Raw genomic sequence first — 16,415 nt, forward strand, 5'->3', positions numbered from 1 at the left:
CGGGCTTGCTCGCGAAAGCTGTCTAACAGACGCCAGCCAACTCAAGCCGGCCCGCCTGACGCGCCCGAGCGACGGTGCACAGCTCGCGCAGGGTTTGACGCAGCCACATCAAATCATGGTGGGGCTTGCGCGGCGTGCACTTGGGTTTGACCTTGCCAATGTGCCGGGTGAAATCTTCCTCAAGGGTTTGCTCAGTGCCGATGCCCTTCAGCTGCTTGCGCAACTTCCCATCCTTATAGAACAGCACCGTCGGCGTGCCCGTGACGTTCGGGTGCTGCGGCGACTCGCTGGTGTTCAACATGTAGACGTCCGCGTGATGACGATAACGCTCGGCGATCTGCCGAAAGATCGGGCCGGCCATTTCGCAGGCGTAACAGTGCTGATTGCCGAAATACAGAATCACCGGCCGCCAGGTTTTCAGGGCCTTGCGATAAACCGGGGCCAGTTCGGCCTGGCGTGTAGTCGAGCGCATTGAAATCTCCTTTTTCACAACGACCGTCGAGTGTTCGTAGACGGTAAAGGAGGCGCTCGGGGTAGGTCTACTGTCAGAAATTACAGGTGGCGGATTGCTTCATTGTGGATCGTCGGCCCGCCATTGTGGTGCAAGTACCCGCCCGTTGTAGCCAACGGTAGCGGTCCCCGTACGGTGCCTTTGGTAACAGTCGGATCGCTGTTTTTCGCATCTCATTGTTTCGCATCGATTTTCAATCTCCCGAGCATTCCCCGCACAACCTGTGGCACACTTTCTGCTGTCTATTCCGTTGTTACATACCAATGTCCGGTATAGCGGAATAAACATTACCCTGGAGTGCTTGCCATGCATCGCCGACCTTCCTTGTTTAAAGCGTGTGTTTTTGTTCTCGCAGCGACTGCTGCTGCCATGGGTGTGGCCCAGGCGGCGGATAGCAAGCTCGACAGCGTGCTGGCCCGTGGGAAATTGATTATGGGCACCGGCAGCACCAATGCGCCGTGGCACTTCCAGGGCGCGGATGGCAAGTTGCAGGGCTTTGATATTGATATCGGGCACATGATTGCCAAGGGTTTGTTCAACGACCCGAGCAAGGTCGAGTACGTGGTGCAGTCGTCCGACGCGCGGATTCCCAACCTGCTGACGGACAAGGTCGATATCAGTTGCCAGTTCATCACCGTGACCGCCAGCCGTGCGCAGCAAGTGGCGTTCACGCTGCCGTACTACCGCGAAGGCGTCGGCCTGTTGCTGCCGAACAACAGTAAGTACAAGGAAATCGAAGACCTGCAAGCCGCCGGCGACAGCGTGACGGTGGCGGTGCTGCAAAACGTGTACGCCGAGGAGCTGGTGCATCAAGCGCTGCCCAAGGCCAAGGTCGACCAGTACGACAGCGTTGATTTGATGTACCAGGCCGTGAATTCCGGCCGTGCCGATGCCGCCGCTACCGATCAGTCGTCGGTCAAGTACCTGATGGTGCAGAACCCGGGTCGCTACCGCAGCCCGGCTTACGCCTGGAGCCCGCAAACCTACGCCTGCGCCGTCAAGCGTGGCGATCAGGATTGGCTGAACTTCGTCAACACCGTGCTGCATGAAGCCATGACCGGCGTTGAATTCCCGACCTACGCGGCGTCGTTCAAGCAGTGGTTTGGTGTCGATCTGCCGACCCCGGCCATCGGTTTCCCCGTCGAATTCAAATGAAAACTGCTGCGCTCGAAAATACTGCGTTGAAAACAGGCTCGAAATACTCATTGACTGACGTCAACTGCGCTTTCTCGCCTGTTTTCGCCTTGTCTTTTCTTCGCTCGCGACGTTTCCAATTGCTGAACGAAGAGCGGGGCGATTTGCGGTCGCCCCGTTCAAGGACCTGCTGACCATGAACTATCAGTTGAACTTTGCCGCCGTGTGGCGCGACTTCCCCAGTTTGCTGGCGGGGCTCGGCCTGGGTCTTGAGCTGGCGCTGTTGTCGATCGCCATCGGTTGCGTGATCGGCCTGATGATGGCGTTTGCTTTGCTCTCCAAGCACCGTGCATTGCGGGTGTTGGCGTCGGTGTATGTGACGGTGATCCGCAATACGCCGATTCTGGTGTTGATCCTGTTGATCTACTTCGCCCTGCCGAGCCTCGGCATCCGCCTGGACAAGATCCCGTCGTTCATCATCACGCTGTCGCTGTACGCCGGGGCGTATCTGACCGAAGTGTTCCGTGGCGGCTTGCTGAGCATTCCCAAGGGCCAGCGTGAAGCCGGGTTGGCCATCGGGCTGGGCGAATGGCAGGTCAAGGCCTACGTCACCGTGCCGGTGATGCTGCGCAATGTGCTGCCAGCCTTGTCGAACAACTTCATTTCGCTGTTCAAGGACACTTCGCTGGCAGCCGCGATTGCGGTGCCGGAACTGACCTATTACGCGCGCAAGATCAATGTCGAGAGCTACCGGGTGATTGAGACCTGGATGGTGACCACAGCGCTCTATGTTGCGGCCTGTTACCTCATTGCCATGATGCTGCGTTACCTCGAGCAGCGTCTGGCGATCCGCCGATAGGAGGCCACCATGTACGAATCACCCAGTTGGCTGCATGAGTTATGGGTTGCCCGCGACGTGTTGTGGCAGGGCTTTTTGACCAGCGTGCAGGTCTCGGCGCTGGCGATTCTGCTGGGCACGATGCTCGGGATTGTCACCGGTCTGGTGCTGACGTACGGCACAGTCTGGATGCGTGCGCCGTTCCGGTTTTACGTCGACATCATTCGCGGCACGCCGGTGTTTGTGTTGGTGCTGGCCTGCTTCTACATGGCGCCGGCGCTGGGCTGGCAGATCAGTGCGTTTCAGGCCGGTGCGCTGGGGCTGACGCTGTTTTGCGGCTCGCACGTGGCCGAGATAGTGCGCGGTGCGTTGCAGGCACTGCCCAGTGGTCAGATGGAAGCGAGCAAGGCGATTGGCCTGACGTTTTATCAGGCGCTCGGCTACGTGTTGTTGCCTCAGGCCCTGCGGCAGATTTTGCCGACATGGGTCAATTCGTCGACCGAGATCGTCAAGGCTTCGACGCTGTTGTCGGTGATCGGTGTGGCCGAGTTGCTGCTCAGCACGCAGCAGATCATCGCCCGGACGTTCATGACCCTGGAGTTTTACCTGTTCGCCGGATTTCTGTTTTTCGTCATCAACTACGCCATCGAATTACTCGGCCGGCACATTGAAAAGCGGGTGGCTTTGCCATGACTCAACCGACTACGACTCAAAACGGCCAGGCCCTGCTGGACATTCGCGGCCTGCACAAACAATACGGCAAGCTTGAAGTGCTCAAGGGCGTCGACCTGACGATGCAGCGCGGTAACGTCGTGACACTGATCGGCTCCAGCGGCTCGGGCAAGACCACGCTGCTGCGCTGCGTGAACATGCTCGAGGAATTCCAGGGCGGGCAGATCGTGCTCGACGGCGAATCCATCGGCTATGACGAGGTCAACGGCAAGCGCGTCCGGCATCCCGAAAAAGTCATCGCCCGGCACCGGGCAATGACCGGCATGGCGTTCCAGCAATTCAACCTGTTTCCGCACCTCACGGCGTTGCAGAACGTCACGTTGGGCTTGCTCAAGGTGAAAAAACTGCACAAGGACGAGGCCGTTGCGCTGGCCGAGAAATGGCTGGAACGGGTCGGCCTGCTGGAGCGGCGCGACCACTTTCCCGGTCAGTTGTCCGGCGGTCAGCAGCAGCGCGTGGCGATAGCCCGGGCGATTGCGATGAACCCGAGCCTGATGCTGTTCGACGAAGTGACCTCGGCGCTCGACCCGGAACTGGTCGGTGAAGTGCTGAACGTGATCAAGGGCCTGGCCGATGAAGGCATGACCATGCTGCTGGTCACCCACGAAATGCGTTTTGCATTCGAAGTCTCGGACAAGATCGTTTTCATGAATCAGGGGCGAATCGAAGAGCAGGGGCCACCCAAGGAGCTGTTCGAACGCCCGCAATCACCGCGTCTGGCTGAATTTCTGAAGAGCACGCGGTTTTAGACCTTTCACATTTCAAACAGGAGAAACACTCATGAGCATTACTCGTTACGGCACCGGCAGCACCGCCGCTGGCGGTCAGCCTCGCCCTTTCGCCCGAGCCGTTGAAGCCGATGGCTGGCTGCACGTTTCCGGGCAGGTGCCGGCGCTGGATGGCGAGATCATTACTGGCGGCATCGTCGAACAGACCCACCAGACCATGAAGAATCTGATCGCGATTCTGCAGGAGGCCGGTTATGGCCTGGAAGATGTGGTGCGTGCTGGCGTGTGGTTGGAGGATCCACGGGACTTCACCAGTTTCAACAAGGTCTTCTCCGAGTACTTCAAGCCCGAACACGCTCCGGCGCGGGCCTGCGTGCAGGCGAACATGATGGTCGACTGCAAGGTCGAGATCGACTGCATCGCCTACAAGAAAAAGGCCTGAGATTTGCGGTGACTGCTTCGCGAGCAAGCCCGCTCCCACAGCGCAATGCCTTTCAACTGTGGCAGCGTGACTTGCCCGCGATAGCGGCCTAACGGTCGACGCTGCACTCTGGTTAAACTCCCGGCACTTTTTTGGGAACCAATGACATGACCGAAGACACCATCAAGCGCCGGGCTCGCGGTCTGGACCGGGCGTTCGATATCCTCGATTTCCTCAAGGAAGTCGGTAAACCGCTGCGTCCGAACGAAATCGCCAGCGGTATCGACAGTCCGAAATCGACGATCTATGAACTGGTCGCCTCCCTGCTGGAGCGACGCATTCTGGAACCCGTGGGCAAGGACGGTCATGTCTACCTCGGCCGTCAGCTGTACTTCCTCGGGCAGGCGCATTTGCGCCATTTCGACCTGACCCGCGAGGCCGATCACGCCTTGCAGGAGATCGTCAGCCAGACCCACGAAACCGCCCAGATGTGCCTGCTCAACGGGCGTAAATACACCGTGGCGCTGATGAAAGAGGGCGAGCGGCATTTCCGCATTTCTTCCGACATTGGCGAGAACGCTTCGATTGCCTGGACGGCGTCCGGGCGCCTGTTGCTGGCGCACTTGAGCGACCAGGAAATCGTCGACTTGATCGATGACGACGACTTCATCTTGCCTAACGGCGAACGCCTGCCGCTGGAGCAATTTCTCAAGGAAATCCGTCAGGCCGGCATCGATGGCTTTTTCTCCTTCGACAGTGTCGCCGACACCTTCACCCATTGTTTTGCCGCCCCGGTCAAAGACCCGAGCGGCATCGCCATTGCGACCTTGTGCATCGTCGCCCCACGGGCCGATGCGAAGAACAATTACAACGACTATCGCCGGGTGCTGATCGACAGCGCCAACAGCCTGGCCCGGCGTATCAACGAATAACAGCGGCTGCCTGCGGCCGCGAATATGAGGAGTTCGACCATGTCTTCTGCCCCCAATACTGCCGCCGTGGAAAAAGGCTTTGCCCAGACCGGCGCCCATCTGGTCCGCGACGTCAGCCTGCCGGCGCTGGTACTGCACCGCGAAGCGCTGGAGCACAACATTCGCTGGATGCAGACGTTCGTCAGCAACAGCGGCGCCGAACTCGCGCCCCATGGCAAAACCAGCATGACCCCGGCGTTGTTTCGCCGCCAACTGGAGGCGGGCGCCTGGGGCATCACCCTGGCCAGCGCCACTCAAACCCGCGCCGCGTATGCCCATGGCGTGCGTCGGGTGCTGATGGCCAACCAACTGGTCGGCACGCCGAACATGGCGCTGATCGCCGACCTGCTGGCAGACCCGACCTTCGACTTCCATTGCATGGTCGATCACCCGGACAACGTGGCGGCGCTCGGCGCCTATTTCGCCTCGCGCGGTGTGCGCCTGAACGTGATGATCGAGTACGGCGTGGTCGGCGGTCGTTGCGGATGCCGTTCGGAAGCCGAAGTGGTGGCGCTGGCCAAGGCCATCGGTGCGCAACCGGCGTTGGCGTTGACCGGCATCGAAGGCTATGAGGGCGTGATCCACGGCGACCACGCGGTGACGGGCATTCGCGAATTCGCCGCGTCATTGGTGCGTTTGGCGGTGCAGTTGCAGGACAGCGGTGCATTTGCGATTCCCAAGCCGATCATCACCGCGTCGGGCTCGGCCTGGTATGACTTGATCGCCGAATCCTTCGAAGCCCAGAACGCGGGCGGGCGCTTCCTGAGCGTGTTGCGCCCCGGCAGTTACGTGGCTCACGACCATGGTATTTACAAAGAAGCGCAATGTTGCGTGCTCGACCGTCGCAGCGATTTGCACGAAGGCCTGCGCCCGGCACTGGAAGTCTGGGCCCACGTGCAATCGATGCCGGAACCGGGGTTTGCGGTGATCGCCCTGGGTAAGCGCGATGTGGCGTACGACGCCGGTTTGCCGGTGCCGTTGCTGCGTTACCAGGCCGGCGTGGTGCCGGCGACGGGGGATGACGTCAGCGCCTGCAAGGTGACGGCGGTGATGGATCAGCACGCGTTCATGACCGTGGCGCCAGGGGTGGAGTTGCGGGTGGGCGACATCATTTCGTTCGGTACTTCGCACCCGTGCCTGACGTTCGACAAATGGCGCACGGGGTGTCTGGTGGATGAGCGGTTGCAGGTGATTGAAACCATGGACACCTGTTTTTAAGGCTCAAGACCGAGGCGCGGCCTTCGCGGGCAAGCCACGCTCCCACAAGGAGAATGCATTCCAGTGTGGGAGCGGGTTTGCTCCGGGGGCGTTCCGACGAAGGCGGCCGAAAAGCCAACATCGCACCACCAGAGACGGCATAAATAATGAACACCTTAAGTACCCTCGGCCCCAACCCGCCACGCATCGCCCTGATCGGCGAGTGCATGATCGAACTGCAGCAACGCGCCGACGGCAGCCTGCAACAAAGCTTCGGCGGCGACACCCTGAACACGGCCGTTTACCTGTCCCGGGAACTGGGCACGAGCGGCGTCGTCGATTACGTCACCGCCTTGGGCGACGACAGTTTCAGCGACGCCATGTGCCAGAGTTGGGCCAGCGAACAGATCGGGCTGGGCATGGTCCAGCGCCTGCCCGGTCGCTTGCCCGGCCTGTATTGCATCCAGACCGATGCGGCCGGCGAGCGCCGTTTCCTCTATTGGCGCAACGAAGCGGCCGTCCGCGATTGTTTCACCACACCGGCCGCCGCGCCGATTCTCGCGGCGCTGCCCGATTACGACGTGCTGTATTTCAGCGGGATTACCCTGGCGGTGCTCGGTGTACAGGGGCGGGAAAAGTTACTGCAAACCCTGATCGAGGCCCGTCAGCGCGATGCGCGAATCGTTTTCGACAACAACTACCGGCCACGGTTGTGGGCCAGCGTCGAAGAAGCTCGCGCGGCCTATCGCAGTGTTTTGCCCCACGTGGACCTGGCATTGCTGACGGTCGATGACGAGCAAGCGCTGTTCCACTTTTCCGGTTGCGAGGCGATCTTCGAGGCTTACGCGCAGATCGGCACGCCGGAGGTGGTGCTCAAGCGTGGTGCCGAGGCGTGTTTGATCCGGTGTGGCGAGGAGTCGTTTGAAGTCGCGGCGCAGACAGTCGAGCGCGTGGTGGACACGACAGCGGCGGGCGATTCGTTCAGTGCTGCGTATCTGGCCAGTCGGCTCAAGGGCGGCAACCCGGCCGAGGCAGCCGAAGCCGGGCATCGGTTGGCGAGCCGGGTGATTCAGCTGCCGGGCGCACTCATTCCCCGATGATCAATGGGGGTCGCCTGCTGCGCAGTGAGTGCGCGAGCAGGCGTGCCAGGGCATCGATGGCGAACAGTCAGTGCGAGTGGCGCGGTACTTCGGCCCCACGGCAGCCCACCAGGAAATCAAAGTCACAGCCCTGATCGGCTTGCAGGACATGGTCGATGTACAGCTGACGATAGCCGCCCAGAATCATCTGTTGTGGGGGTTGCAGATCTGCCATCCGTGCCGCCAGTTCGGCGTCTGGAATGTCCAGGTGCAAACGTCCGCTGGCGCAATCAAGCTCGATGAAGTCGCCTTCCTTCACCACCGCCAACGGCCCGCCGGCCGCCGCTTCCGGCGCGACGTGCAGGACCACGGTGCCGTACGCCGTGCCGCTCATCCGCGCATCGGATATGCGCACCATGTCGGTCACACCTTGCGCCAGCAGCTTGGCCGGCAAGCCCATGTTGCCCACTTCGGCCATGCCCGGATAACCCTTCGGCCCGCAGTTTTTCATCACCAGGATCGAGTTGGCATCGACGTCCAGTTCCGGGTCGTTGATCCGCGCCTTGTACATGTCGAAGTTCTCGAACACCACCGCGCGCCCACGATGTTGCATCAGTTCAGCAGTGGCGGCGGACGGCTTGAGCACCGCACCGAGTGGCGCCAGGTTGCCGCGCAAGACACAGATGCCGCCGTCGGCGCGGATCGGGTTGTCGAGGGTGCGGATTACTTCGTCCTGGCCATAGATCGGTGCGTCCTTGGTGTTCTCGCCGAGGGTTTTGCCGTTGACGGTCAAGGCGTTCGGGTGCGGGATCAGATTGGCTTCGCCGAGGCGGCGCAATACCGCGGGCAAGCCGCCGGCGTAATAGAACTCTTCCATCAGGAAGCGCCCGGACGGTTGCAAGTCGACGATGGTCGGCATGCCGCGACCGATGCGGGTCCAGTCGTCCAGTTCCAGGTCCACGCCGATGCGCCCGGCGATGGCTTTCAAGTGGATCACGGCGTTGGTCGAGCCACCGATGGCGGCGTTGACGCGGATCGCGTTTTCGAAGGCTTCTTTGGTGAGGATTTTCGACAACTTCAAATCCTCGCGCACCATCTCCACCGCGCGCATGCCGGACATGTGCGCCAACACATAACGGCGCGCATCCACTGCGGGAATCGCTGCGTTGTGCGGCAGGGAGGTGCCGAGCGCTTCGGCCATGCAGGCCATGGTCGAGGCGGTGCCCATGGTGTTGCAGGTGCCGGCCGAGCGCGACATGCCGCCCTCGGCGGCAAGGAAATCGTCAATCGTGATGGTCCCGGCTTTGACTTGTTCGCTGAGCTGCCAGACCACGGTGCCCGAGCCAATGTCCTGACCTTTGTGCTTGCCGTTGAGCATCGGCCCGCCGGTGACGACGATGGCCGGGACGTCGCAACTGGCGGCACCCATCAGCAGCGCCGGGGTGGTTTTGTCGCAACCGGTCAGCAGCACCACGCCGTCAATCGGGTTGCCGCGAATCGCTTCCTCGACGTCCATGCTCGTCAGGTTGCGAGTGAACATGGCGGTGGGGCGCAGGTTCGATTCGCCATTGGAGAACACCGGGAATTCCACCGGCCAGCCACCGGCCTCGATCACCCCGCGTTTGACGTGTTCGGCGATCTGGCGGAAATGCGCGTTGCACGGGGTCAGTTCCGACCAGGTGTTGCAGATGCCAATGATCGGCTTGCCATGGAACTGGTGGTCGGCGATGCCCTGATTCTTCATCCAGCTGCGGTACATGAAGCCGTTCTTGTCGGCCGTGCCAAACCATTGGGCGGAGCGCAGGGTGGGTTTCTTATCAGACATGATCGATTCTCTTATTGTATGACTATATTGTTCAGGCTTTGGCCTAACATAAGCGCAAATTCGCATGTTTGGAAGTGTTGTTGGCTAATTAGTAATACTATATAGTCGATTTTCGACGGAGGGATGACCCTGGCAGTTTTCAGCGAGAGGCGTCCCCCGAGGTTCTAATAACAACAACAATCGGAGACCGATCCCATGAGCCAGGAACTGCGGCTGATTCGTCGCATCACGCTGAAACTGATTCCCTTCCTGATCCTGCTGTACCTGATCGCCTATGTGGATCGCTCCGCCGTCGGCTTCGCCAAGCTGCACATGGGCGCGGACATCGGCATCGGCGATGCGGCTTACGGCCTCGGTGCCGGGCTGTTCTTCATTGGTTACTTTCTGTTGGAAATCCCCAGCAACCTGATGCTCGAACGCTTTGGCGCGCGACGCTGGTTTGCGCGAATCATGGTCACCTGGGGCGCCATCACCATCGGCATGGCGTTCGTTCAGGGACCGCACAGCTTTTATGTGATGCGCTTTTTGCTCGGCGCCGCCGAAGCCGGGTTCTTCCCGGGCGTTCTCTACTACATCACCCAATGGTTCCCGGTTCGCCATCGCGGCAAGATCCTGGGGTTGTTCATCCTGTCGCAACCCATCGCGATGATGATCACCGGCCCGGTGTCCGGCGGCCTGCTGGGGATGGACGGCACCCTGGGCCTGCACGGCTGGCAGTGGCTGTTCATCGTCATCGGCACTCCGGCGATTCTGCTGACCTGGCCGGTGCTGCGTTACCTGCCCGACGGCCCGCAACAGGTGAAGTGGATGGACCAGGCCGAGAAAGACTGGCTGGCCGGCGAGCTGAAAAAAGACCTCGAAGAATACGGCCAGACCCGTCACGGCAACCCGCTGCATGCGCTGAAAGACAAGCGGGTGTTGTTGCTGGCGCTGTTCTACCTGCCGGTGACGTTGAGCATCTACGGGTTGGGCCTGTGGTTGCCGACGCTGATCAAACAGTTTGGCGGCAGCGACCTGACCACCGGGTTCGTGTCGGCGGTGCCGTACATCTTCGGGATCATCGGCTTGCTGATTATTCCGCGCAGTTCCGATCGCTTGAACGACCGCTACGGTCACCTGGCGGTGCTCTATGTGTTGGGCGCCATCGGCTTGTTCCTCAGCGCCTGGCTGACGGTGCCGGTTCTGCAATTGGCGGCGTTGTGCCTGGTGGCGTTCGCGCTGTTTTCCTGCACGGCGGTGTTCTGGACCTTGCCCGGTCGGTTCTTTGCCGGCGCAAGTGCGGCGGCGGGGATCGCGTTGATCAACTCGGTGGGCAACCTGGGCGGCTACATCGGTCCGTTCGTGATCGGGGCGTTGAAGGAATACACCGGGAATCTGGCGTCGGGGTTGTATTTCCTGTCGGGGGTGATGGTGTTCGGGCTGGTCTTGACCGGCGTGGTTTACCGTCTGCTGGAGCGCAAGCACGTGCTGCCCGCCGACCAGTTCGCCGCCAGCGCCAGAGGCGCAACCCGCACCTGAGCATCACACCGCCGCCCTGTGGGCGCGGGCTTGCTCGCGAAGGCGGAGTGTCAGTCGCCATAGAGGTTGAATGTGATGGCGCCTTCGCGAGCAAGCCCGCTCCCACAGTGGGTTGCGTAGCGTTTTCAAGATTTGTTACGGGAGAAAATCATGCGTTTAGTTCAGTTCGAATTGGTTAACGGCGAGCGTCGGGTTGGCGTGGTCGAGAACGGGCTGGTCCGCGAGGTCCAGGATGCGCGCACGACGCGCGATCTGGCGCTGGCCGCCATCGAGGCAGGCGTCAATCTTGAGCAACAGGTGCAAAGCCTCGGCTTGGGCATCAGCCATGACTACGCCGAACTGCTGGGCCAACTGCGCATCCTGCCGCCGCTCGATCATCCGGACCCGGCGCACATGCTGGTCAGCGGCACCGGCCTGACTCATTTGGGCAGCGCCTCGGCGCGCGACAAAATGCATCAGCATGCCGGTGACGAAGCCGCCATGACCGACACTATGCGGATTTTCAAATGGGGCGTGGAGGGCGGCAAACCGGCGGCGGGGCAGGCCGGTGTGCAGCCGGAATGGTTCTACAAAGGTGACGGCAGCATCGTCGTCCGCCCAGGCCAACCGTTCCCGCTGCCGCCGTTTGCCGAGGACGCCGGCGAAGAGCCCGAGCTCAGCGGTCTCTACGTCATCGGCCACGACGGCAAGCCGTATCGCCTCGGTTATGCGGTCGGCAACGAGTTCTCCGATCACGTCATGGAGCGCAAGAATTACCTGTACCTGGCGCACTCCAAATTACGCAGTTGCAGCTATGGTCCGGAACTTCGGGTCGGGGAGCTGCCTCAACATCTGGCAGGTACCAGCCGCATCCTGCGCGACGGCGAAGTGCTGTGGCAGCACGAGTTTCTCAGCGGCGAGGCCAACATGTGCCACAGCCTGGCGAACCTCGAGTATCACCATTTCAAATACCGCCAGTTCCTGCGTCCGGGGGACGTGCACATTCACTTTTTCGGCACCGCGACCCTGTCCTTTGCCGACGGCATTCGCACCCGGCCGGGTGACGTGTTCGAGATCACTCAGGCCGAGTTCGGCGCGCCGTTGATCAACGGCATTGCACCCGCTCAAGCGGCGTTCGAGCCCGGCGCCGTCGGCGCTCTTTAAGGAGAAAGGCATGACCCGGATTCTTGGTTACAACTACATCGGCGGCCAGCGCAGCGCGGCCGGCACCGTCAAATTACAGAGCATCGACGCCAGCACCGGCGCGGCGCTGCCGCACGATTTCATCCAGGCCACGCCTGAAGAAGTGGCGGCTGCCGCCCAGGCCGCCGCTGCCGCTTACCCGGTTTACCGCAGCCTGAGCGCGGAACGCCGGGCACAATTTCTGGACGCAGTGGCTGAGGAGCTGGACGCGTTGGGCGATGACTTCGTGGCCGTGGTCTGTCGCGAAACCGCCTTGCCGGCCGGGCGTATTCAGGGCGAGCGTGGTCGCACCAGTGGCCAGATGCGTTTGTTTGCCAACGTACTGCGACGCGGTGATTTCTACGGGGCGCGGATCGATAAGGCATTGCCTGATCGTCAACCATTGCCGCGTCCGGACCTGCGCCAGTACCGCATCGGTCTCGGGCCAGTCGCCGTGTTCGGTGCGAGCAATTTTCCATTGGCGTTCTCCACCGCCGGTGGCGACACCGCGTCGGCCCTTGCCGCTGGTTGCCCGGTGGTGTTCAAGGCCCACAGCGGTCACATGGCAACCGCCGAACACGTGGCCGACGCGATCATTCGCGCGGCGGAAAAAACCGGCATGCCAGCCGGGGTGTTCAACATGATCTACGGCGGCGGGGTCGGCGAAGCGTTGGTCAAGCATCCAGCGATTCAGGCCGTGGGGTTTACCGGTTCGCTCAAGGGTGGGCGTGCGCTGTGCGACATGGCCGCGGCGCGGCCTCAACCCATTCCGGTGTTCGCCGAAATGTCGAGCATCAACCCGGTGATCGTGTTACCGCAGGCGCTGGCGGCGCGCGCTGAATCCGTCGCCCGCGACTTGACCGCCTCGGTGGTTCAAGGCTGTGGTCAGTTCTGTACCAATCCAGGGTTGGTGATCGGCCTTCGCTCAGCGCAGTTCAGCGCGTTTGTGCAACAAGTGGCTGATTTGATTGACGACCAACCGGCGCAAACCATGCTCAACGCCGGCACCCTCGGCAGCTATGGCAAAGGCTTGCAGAAGTTGTTGGCGCATCCGGGCATCGCGCACCTGGCAGGCAAGGCGCAGCAAGGTAATCAGGCGCAGCCGCAACTGTTCAAGGCCGATGTCAGTCTGTTGATCAATGGCGATGAAGTGTTGCAGGAAGAAGTCTTCGGCCCGACCACGGTGTTCGTCGAAGTCGCCGACCAGGCGCAACTCAGTGCGGCGTTGCACGGGTTACACGGGCAGCTGACGGCGACAATCATTGGCGATCCGGCAGACTTCGAGCAGTTCGCTGAGCTGACGGCGTTGCTGGAGCAGAAGGTCGGGCGGATTCTGTTGAATGGCTATCCCACTGGTGTCGAAGTGTGCGACTCGATGGTCCACGGCGGGCCGTATCCGGCGACGTCGGATGCGCGCGGCACGTCGGTGGGTACGCTGGCGATTGAGCGTTTCCTGCGGCCAGTGTGCTTCCAGAATTACCCGGACAGCTTGCTGCCGGAGGCGTTGAAAAACGGCAACCCACTGCGCATTCAGCGGTTGGTGGATGGCAAGCCGTCACGCGACGCGCTCTGACGACTAAACGCAATAACTGTGGGAGCGGGCTTGCTCGCGAATGCGGATTGTCAGCCGGCATCAATGCTGAATGACACACCGAATTCGCGAGCAAGCCCGCTCCCACATTTGTTTTGTGGTGTTAGCGGGTTTTGTGCCTGGCACAGGGTCGGCGCCACATTGGGCTATCATTGCGTCTTTCCCTTTTAAAGATTACCTGCCATGACTGCCGCAACCGACTCCTTGCTCAACGCCCTCGAACACGCCGACATGCTGGAAATCGACGGATTGCACGCGTTCGAATTCTCCCTTGATGAAGACGATAACCTGCACATCGAGTGCATGGACGGTCGAGCGGCGAAGCACTGGGCGTTCACCATGGCGCAGATTCAGGGCGCCTCCTTTGATCCCACCCTGCAAAGCTGGCTGATCACCGGTGATTCCGGTGAGCACCGGCTGGTGCTGATGGATGCCTTCGGCGCCAGCGACGATGAGGAAGAAGAGCATGAGGATGCGTAAGCTCTGGCCGCTGTTGATGGCGGGCAGTGTCGGTGCGATGGGCCTGCAAGCCGCCGTCGCCGACGACTACCAATTGTTGGTCGGTTCCTACACGGCGGGGCAGAGCCAGGGCATTTATCGCCTGAACTTCGACAGCGCCACCGGGCAGATCGACCCCAAGCCGCTGCAAGTGGTCAAAAGCGCAAACCCGTCCTGGCTGACCTTGTCCAGGGATCAGCGGCTGTTGTTTGTGGTCAATGAAAACGGTCCGGGACAGAAAGACCCGGTGGGGCGCGTCAGCAGTTATGCAATCGATCCCAAGACCCATGCATTGAGCCTGATCAATCAGGTGCAGAGCCTGGGCAACGAGCCGACGCATTCGAGCCTTAGCGGCGATGCCAGTCACTTGTTCGTCAGCAACTATTCGGTGGTCGAAGACCCGGGCGGCAGCCTTGCGGTGTTGCCGCTGGGCGCTGATGGAAAACTGAAAAACGTGGTGCAGATGAGCAGTCATCCGGCGAGCCGGGTCAATCCCGAGCGGCAGATGTCGGCGCACGTGCATTCGACGATTTCTTCGCCCGATGGGCATTACGTGTTCTCCAACGATCTGGGCGCGGACAAGGTCTTTGTCTACCGCTTCGATCCCAAGGCCAACCCGGACTTGCCGCTGACCGCCGCGACACCGGCGTTCGTCCAGTTGCCACCCGGCAGCGGGCCGCGTCATTTGCTGTTCAGCGCCGATGGCAAGCATGCCTGGCTGACCATGGAAATGAGTGCCCAGGTCGCCGTGTTCGATTACCAGAACGGCAAGCTTGAGCAAACGCAGATGGTCGACCTGGCGGCGGGCCAGCCGACGTCGGACAAGGCCGGCGCGGCGCTGCATGCCTCGCCTGACGGCAAGTTCCTCTACGTCAGCAACCGTGGCACCGCTAATCAGCTGCTGGTATTCGCCATCGATCCCGCCACCGGCCACCTCAAGGAACTGCAGCGGCGTTCGGTGGAGGGCGATCACCCGCGCGAGTTCAGCCTCGACCCGAGTGGCAAGTTCTTGCTGATTGCCAACCAGAAAAGCAACCAGATTGTCGTCGTCGAACGCGATCCCAAGACCGGTTTGCTGGGCAAAACCGTGCAGAAATTGCCGATGGATGCGCCGAGCGACATCAAGTTCCTGGTGCGTCAATAGGCCGCAGCCCCCGGTTTGTGGGGGCTGCCACCTTCTATTAATGACGCTGATAACAGCTAATGCTACAAAAGATTTCAAGGCGCCAACCCTCGGGGAGTAAGTTTGCTTCACGGCCCAACCGGGCAAGCAAGCCAACTGAATCCGAGGAACACCGCCATGAACTTCAATCTCTTCTCCGTGATCGCCGCTTCCGCTATCTCAGCTACCGTAGCCCTGCCAGCCAGCGCCAGTGTTGAAATCAGCAGCAAAAAATCCCACACCCAAAGCTACACCCAGAAATACCTGCAACAGAGCGCCAACTTCTACGCGGCGCTGGATCACAAAACCCAGGCCTGAAATTCCAGCCCTGCACTTTTTATGCAGGAGCGAAGTCACTTTTGACAGGTCGACCGTTGTTTGGTCGCCAGGTCATGAGTGATGTCGCTCCTGCATAACGCGTTGTGGGCCTTTTAAATAGATGGCTGTGAGTCATTGGCTGCTCGCTGTCAGCCAATTTGGCGATCATCGAAACTGATAGTCACTATAAATAAGCCTTGTTGGTGGCGGCGGTTGCTTTGCTGGATTCTGTGGGCCTTCAAACATGCCCACGGAGAACACCATGGCCAGCGCAATCCTTACCTCTGCCAAACGCGGCGCCTACCTGGCCATCGGTCTTTACGTGACCCTGGTGCTGGTAGTCAGCCTCTCGTCGCAATCGCAACACAGTTTCGAAGCACCGATTCAGGTGGCACATCCCGGCATCCAGTTTGAACACCGCGTGCAAAACGCGGTGGTCGATTCGGCGCAGCTGTCGGGAGTGGTCGGATTATGAAAGGTGGCAAACTCTGGGTTATCGCGTTTCTGGCGTTCATGACCAATGGCGCGTCCTTGCTGGGGTTCGGGCAGGCTTCGGCGGGTTCCGTGGCGCGTTCGATCGAAGCCAATCACAACATGGCGCACAGCATTCTGACCGCCAAGGCCTTGGGTTTGCTGGCAGGCAATCCGCCGAGCAAGCGCCAGGAAAGTTTCTTCGGGCCGTTCCACGTCGATTGCTCGGTGTTGCAGATGTGCGAAGTGTTTGCCTGATC

General features: G+C 60.9%; 18 protein-coding genes. 16 read left to right on the top strand and 2 right to left on the bottom strand.

What is annotated here, in order from left to right; genetic code table 11:
• Positions 1–22: 22 nt before the first annotated feature.
• Positions 23–472, bottom strand: coding sequence for a thioredoxin family protein (locus ACQKP4_RS14330; protein ID WP_427634089.1), 450 nt, complete (start codon positions 470–472; stop codon positions 23–25).
• A 345-nt stretch (positions 473–817) separates the two neighbouring features.
• On the opposite strand from ACQKP4_RS14330, the gene ACQKP4_RS14335 reads away from it, so the two are divergent.
• The 8 genes from ACQKP4_RS14335 to ACQKP4_RS14370 all read left to right on the top strand — a co-directional run bounded on the left by ACQKP4_RS14335 (position 818) and on the right by ACQKP4_RS14370 (position 7,632).
• Entirely contained in the window at positions 818–1,666 is an 849-nt protein-coding gene (locus ACQKP4_RS14335; protein ID WP_427634091.1) for a transporter substrate-binding domain-containing protein, read from the top strand.
• A gap of 175 nt (positions 1,667–1,841) precedes the next feature.
• Positions 1,842–2,504: an amino acid ABC transporter permease gene (locus ACQKP4_RS14340; RefSeq protein ID WP_427634092.1), complete on the top strand. Its 663-nt coding sequence runs from the start codon at positions 1,842–1,844 to the stop codon at positions 2,502–2,504.
• Between the two features lie 9 nt (positions 2,505–2,513).
• Positions 2,514–3,176, top strand: coding sequence for an amino acid ABC transporter permease (locus tag ACQKP4_RS14345; RefSeq protein WP_427634093.1), 663 nt, complete (start codon positions 2,514–2,516; stop codon positions 3,174–3,176).
• A complete protein-coding gene (locus tag ACQKP4_RS14350; RefSeq protein WP_427634095.1) occupies positions 3,173–3,964 on the top strand; it encodes an amino acid ABC transporter ATP-binding protein in 792 nt (263 codons plus the stop codon). The genes ACQKP4_RS14345 and ACQKP4_RS14350 overlap by 4 nt, the downstream gene beginning before the upstream one ends.
• A gap of 31 nt (positions 3,965–3,995) precedes the next feature.
• The gene (locus ACQKP4_RS14355; RefSeq protein ID WP_223430213.1) at positions 3,996–4,385 is read left to right on the top strand and encodes a RidA family protein; all 390 of its coding nucleotides are present in this window, start codon (positions 3,996–3,998) and stop codon (positions 4,383–4,385) included.
• Positions 4,386–4,531: 146 nt separating this feature from the next.
• Positions 4,532–5,296 (top strand): IclR family transcriptional regulator, encoded by a 765-nt coding sequence (locus tag ACQKP4_RS14360; RefSeq protein WP_427634097.1) that lies wholly within the window; start codon positions 4,532–4,534, stop codon positions 5,294–5,296.
• Positions 5,297–5,335: 39 nt separating this feature from the next.
• On the top strand, positions 5,336–6,553 hold the full coding sequence (locus ACQKP4_RS14365; protein ID WP_427634099.1) for an amino acid deaminase: 1,218 nt from the start codon (positions 5,336–5,338) through the stop codon (positions 6,551–6,553).
• Positions 6,554–6,699: 146 nt separating this feature from the next.
• Positions 6,700–7,632, top strand: coding sequence for a sugar kinase (locus ACQKP4_RS14370; protein ID WP_427634100.1), 933 nt, complete (start codon positions 6,700–6,702; stop codon positions 7,630–7,632).
• A gap of 67 nt (positions 7,633–7,699) precedes the next feature.
• Here the strand turns inward: ACQKP4_RS14370 and ACQKP4_RS14375 are convergent, their stop codons facing one another.
• Positions 7,700–9,436: an IlvD/Edd family dehydratase gene (locus ACQKP4_RS14375; RefSeq protein ID WP_427634102.1), complete on the bottom strand. Its 1,737-nt coding sequence runs from the start codon at positions 9,434–9,436 to the stop codon at positions 7,700–7,702.
• Positions 9,437–9,631: 195 nt separating this feature from the next.
• On the opposite strand from ACQKP4_RS14375, the gene ACQKP4_RS14380 reads away from it, so the two are divergent.
• The 8 genes from ACQKP4_RS14380 (at position 9,632) to ACQKP4_RS14415 (ending at position 16,413) form a co-directional block, all read left to right on the top strand.
• Positions 9,632–10,954 carry an MFS transporter gene (locus tag ACQKP4_RS14380; RefSeq protein WP_427634103.1) on the top strand — a complete coding sequence of 441 codons (1,323 nt, stop codon included), beginning with the start codon at positions 9,632–9,634 and terminating at the stop codon, positions 10,952–10,954.
• 150 nt (positions 10,955–11,104) lie between these two features.
• Entirely contained in the window at positions 11,105–12,097 is a 993-nt protein-coding gene (gene araD1 / locus ACQKP4_RS14385) for an AraD1 family protein (protein WP_427634105.1), read from the top strand.
• A gap of 10 nt (positions 12,098–12,107) precedes the next feature.
• Positions 12,108–13,688, top strand: a complete 1,581-nt coding sequence (locus ACQKP4_RS14390; RefSeq protein WP_427634107.1) for an aldehyde dehydrogenase (NADP(+)) — start codon at positions 12,108–12,110, stop codon at positions 13,686–13,688.
• Positions 13,689–13,889: 201 nt separating this feature from the next.
• Positions 13,890–14,186: a DUF5629 family protein gene (locus ACQKP4_RS14395; RefSeq protein WP_427634108.1), complete on the top strand. Its 297-nt coding sequence runs from the start codon at positions 13,890–13,892 to the stop codon at positions 14,184–14,186.
• Positions 14,173–15,348 carry a lactonase family protein gene (locus tag ACQKP4_RS14400; protein ID WP_427634109.1) on the top strand — a complete coding sequence of 392 codons (1,176 nt, stop codon included), beginning with the start codon at positions 14,173–14,175 and terminating at the stop codon, positions 15,346–15,348. The genes ACQKP4_RS14395 and ACQKP4_RS14400 overlap by 14 nt, the downstream gene beginning before the upstream one ends.
• A 156-nt stretch (positions 15,349–15,504) precedes the next feature.
• Positions 15,505–15,684 (top strand): hypothetical protein, encoded by a 180-nt coding sequence (locus ACQKP4_RS14405; RefSeq protein ID WP_427634111.1) that lies wholly within the window; start codon positions 15,505–15,507, stop codon positions 15,682–15,684.
• A 262-nt stretch (positions 15,685–15,946) separates the two neighbouring features.
• Entirely contained in the window at positions 15,947–16,159 is a 213-nt protein-coding gene (locus ACQKP4_RS14410; protein ID WP_427634113.1) for a hypothetical protein, read from the top strand.
• The gene (locus ACQKP4_RS14415; protein ID WP_427634114.1) at positions 16,156–16,413 is read left to right on the top strand and encodes a hypothetical protein; all 258 of its coding nucleotides are present in this window, start codon (positions 16,156–16,158) and stop codon (positions 16,411–16,413) included. Before ACQKP4_RS14410 ends, ACQKP4_RS14415 begins: the two co-directional genes overlap by 4 nt.
• Positions 16,414–16,415: the final 2 nt, after the last annotated feature.

Origin of the sequence: Pseudomonas sp. NPDC086278, assembly GCF_050280905.1 — a bacterium.
In the GTDB taxonomy this organism is placed as follows: Bacteria; Pseudomonadota; Gammaproteobacteria; order Pseudomonadales; family Pseudomonadaceae; genus Aquipseudomonas.